General features: G+C 63.4%; 2 protein-coding genes. One reads left to right on the top strand and one right to left on the bottom strand.

Annotated elements, in window-relative coordinates:
* The first annotated feature begins 111 nt into the window (after nt 1-111).
* The gene (locus tag AA0Z93_RS08310; RefSeq protein ID WP_413049037.1) at nt 112-453 is read left to right on the top strand and encodes a tryptophan synthase subunit beta; all 342 of its coding nucleotides are present in this window, start codon (nt 112-114) and stop codon (nt 451-453) included.
* A 63-nt stretch (nt 454-516) separates the two neighbouring features.
* Here the strand turns inward: AA0Z93_RS08310 and lapD are convergent, their stop codons facing one another.
* Nucleotides 517-2460 carry a cyclic di-GMP receptor LapD gene (lapD, locus tag AA0Z93_RS08305; RefSeq protein WP_413049036.1) on the bottom strand — a complete coding sequence of 648 codons (1944 nt, stop codon included), beginning with the start codon at nt 2458-2460 and terminating at the stop codon, nt 517-519.
* Between the last annotated feature and the right edge of the window lie 4 nt (nt 2461-2464).

Here is a 2464-nt window from a genome sequence, read left to right as displayed (position 1 = left end):
TCCGCAGGCCGGCGGCCTCAGGGTCGCTGGCATCGGCGAAACCCGGGCAGGCGCGCACAGCCTGCCTATGCTGATCACTACAACAACGCACCATCGTCTTGAGGATTCGCCATGTTCTACGTCCACCGCAATGCGCGGGGCAAGCTGCAACAGGTGCAAGCCACACCTTATGAGGGGTACACCGAGGAGTTGCCGGCCGACCATGCCGAGATTCAGGAGTGGTTCTCCGACGATCAGCTGCAGAATGGCTTGAAACAGCTCAAGCAGAGCGATCTGGACATGATTCGGGTACTGGAAGACCTGATCGAGGTATTGACCACCAAGGGTGTGATTCATCTGAGCGACTTGCCACAAGGCGCGCAGACCAAGCTCAATCAACGCAAGAAGGCACGTAAGGCGCTTGGCAGCCTCACCGATCTCATCGAGGAGGATGCCGACAGCGGTTTGATCTGATGCTTGCGACGCCCTGCACGGCGCAGGTTCAAGCCACCTTGGCCGAACCCGCGCTTGCGTCGCTCAACGCCAGGGCGCCGGCTCACCAGTCAGTTGCCCTTGGATGCCTTGCACACCCATCTCTTTGAGCACCCGCCACTCACCCTCGGTTTCGACCCGCTCGGCAATCAGCGGAATGTCGATGCTGTGGGCTGCGCGCTGAATGGCCTCGATGAACAGCTGCTTGTGCGGTTCGGTATCGATGTTGCGGATGTAGCTGCCGTCGACCTTCAAGTAAGCAAGCCCCAGATCGGAGAGGTTGCCGATCATGCTGAAACGACCGCCAAAGCGCTGCAAGGCCACGGCGAAGCCCAATGCGTGCAGACGACGTGTCAGCTCCTCGAGCTTGGCCTGCTCGGGCAGCTGTTCTTCGCCGATTTCGAGGGTGAGGTGCGGACCGACGGCGCTGTGCCTGCCCAGCAAGTCGAACACGCGTTGCAGGGCTACGGGATCGGTCAGGATCGCACCCGACAGGTTAAGGGCCAGCGGCTGACGATGCTCGCGCAGGTGCTGCAGGACCTTCTCGATCACCAACAGGTCCAGCCTGGGCGTCCAGCCGAAACGCTCCAGCCAGGGTAGGAAACGGCCGGCGGCCAGCACTTCGGCACCGTCGTCCAGACGAGAGATGACTTTGTGATGCAGCACCCGCTCGGCATTGCCGGCGTCGACTACCGGTTGCAGGAACAGCGCGAACAGCCCCTCGTCCAATGCACGGTCAAGGCGCTCATGCCAAGCGTGCTGGCTGTCGGCCGCTTGTGTCGACATTCCCTGCTCCAGGCAGACCCAGCCGGGCTCGGGCTGGCTCTCCGCACGCGCCAGGGCCTCGTCGGCGAGTTTCAGGAGCGCCTGGGGCGCATCGCCTGGATTGTAAGGGGCGACGCCTATGCAGGCGATCGGGCTGATGTCGCTAGCACCGGTGGCATGCAGGTCCTGCAGGCTGGCGGTCAGCGCCTGGGCAAGGCGTACGGCATCTTCGTGCACCATGCCCGGGGCCAGCACGGCGAACTCACCGCCGCGGCTGCGGGTGATCAGATCATGGGTTTCCGGGTGCCGGGCGCAGGCGCGTTGCAGCTGCTGACCGACGGCTTGCAGCAGTTGGTCGGTGCGCTGCCCACCCAGGCGCAGGTTCAGGCCGCTGAGGTCCATGACCCTCAAGAGCAGCAGGTAGCCGGCGCGGGTCTCTTCGAGGTTGCTGACCTTCGCCGCCAACTGCATCTCGAAGTACCGCCGATTGGCCAGGCCCGTGAGGCTGTCTTGATACGATTCGGCATGCAGCTTCTCAGTGCGTTCGGCTTGTTCGGCGAACAGGGCTTTGAGCTTTTCCACCATGAGGTTGGTGGCCAGCACCACACGGCGCAGTTCGGGCGTACGCGGTATCGGGGAGATGCTCACCAGCTCGCGACGCGCAATGGCCTGGGACTGCGCGACCATGGCATCGAGAGGGCGCAGTTGACGCCGCAGCAGCAGCGCACCGAGCACGGCGCTGATCACGCCACATAGCAGCAGCCAGGCCAGGCTGCCCAGGGCGCTCTGCCAGAGCTTGGCCAACGCGAACATGGGGTGGCTGACCACCTCGACACGTGCAGCCTGCTGCCAGCCGCGGCTGACGATCGCATCGCCCCCTTCAGCGCCCAGGCCGATCAAGCCGACGAACCAGCGTGGGACACCGCCGCTGTCAGGTTCGGCCTGGCGTTCGACCAGGACCTTGTCGGTATCGAGGTCGATGACACGAATGCTGGCGTAATAGCCGCTGTCGAACAGCGAGCTGACCACCAGCTCGGTCATGGCCGGGTCGTCGATGTTGGGCGTCAGTGACAGCGCTAGCGCCGTAGCCGCGTCTTGTGCATGTGAACGCAGTTGGTTCACATATTGGCTACGCGAACTCTCCAGGCTGACGATGAAGCTGCCGCTGAAGGCGATCAGCAGAAACAGGCAGATTGCCAACAGCAATTGTTTGAACAGGGACATCCGC

This window comes from Pseudomonas phoenicis, assembly GCF_047302395.1.
GTDB lineage: Bacteria > Pseudomonadota > Gammaproteobacteria > Pseudomonadales > Pseudomonadaceae > Aquipseudomonas.
Note: the sequence above shows the minus strand (reverse complement) of the source record. Positions and strands in the feature narration are given on the sequence as shown.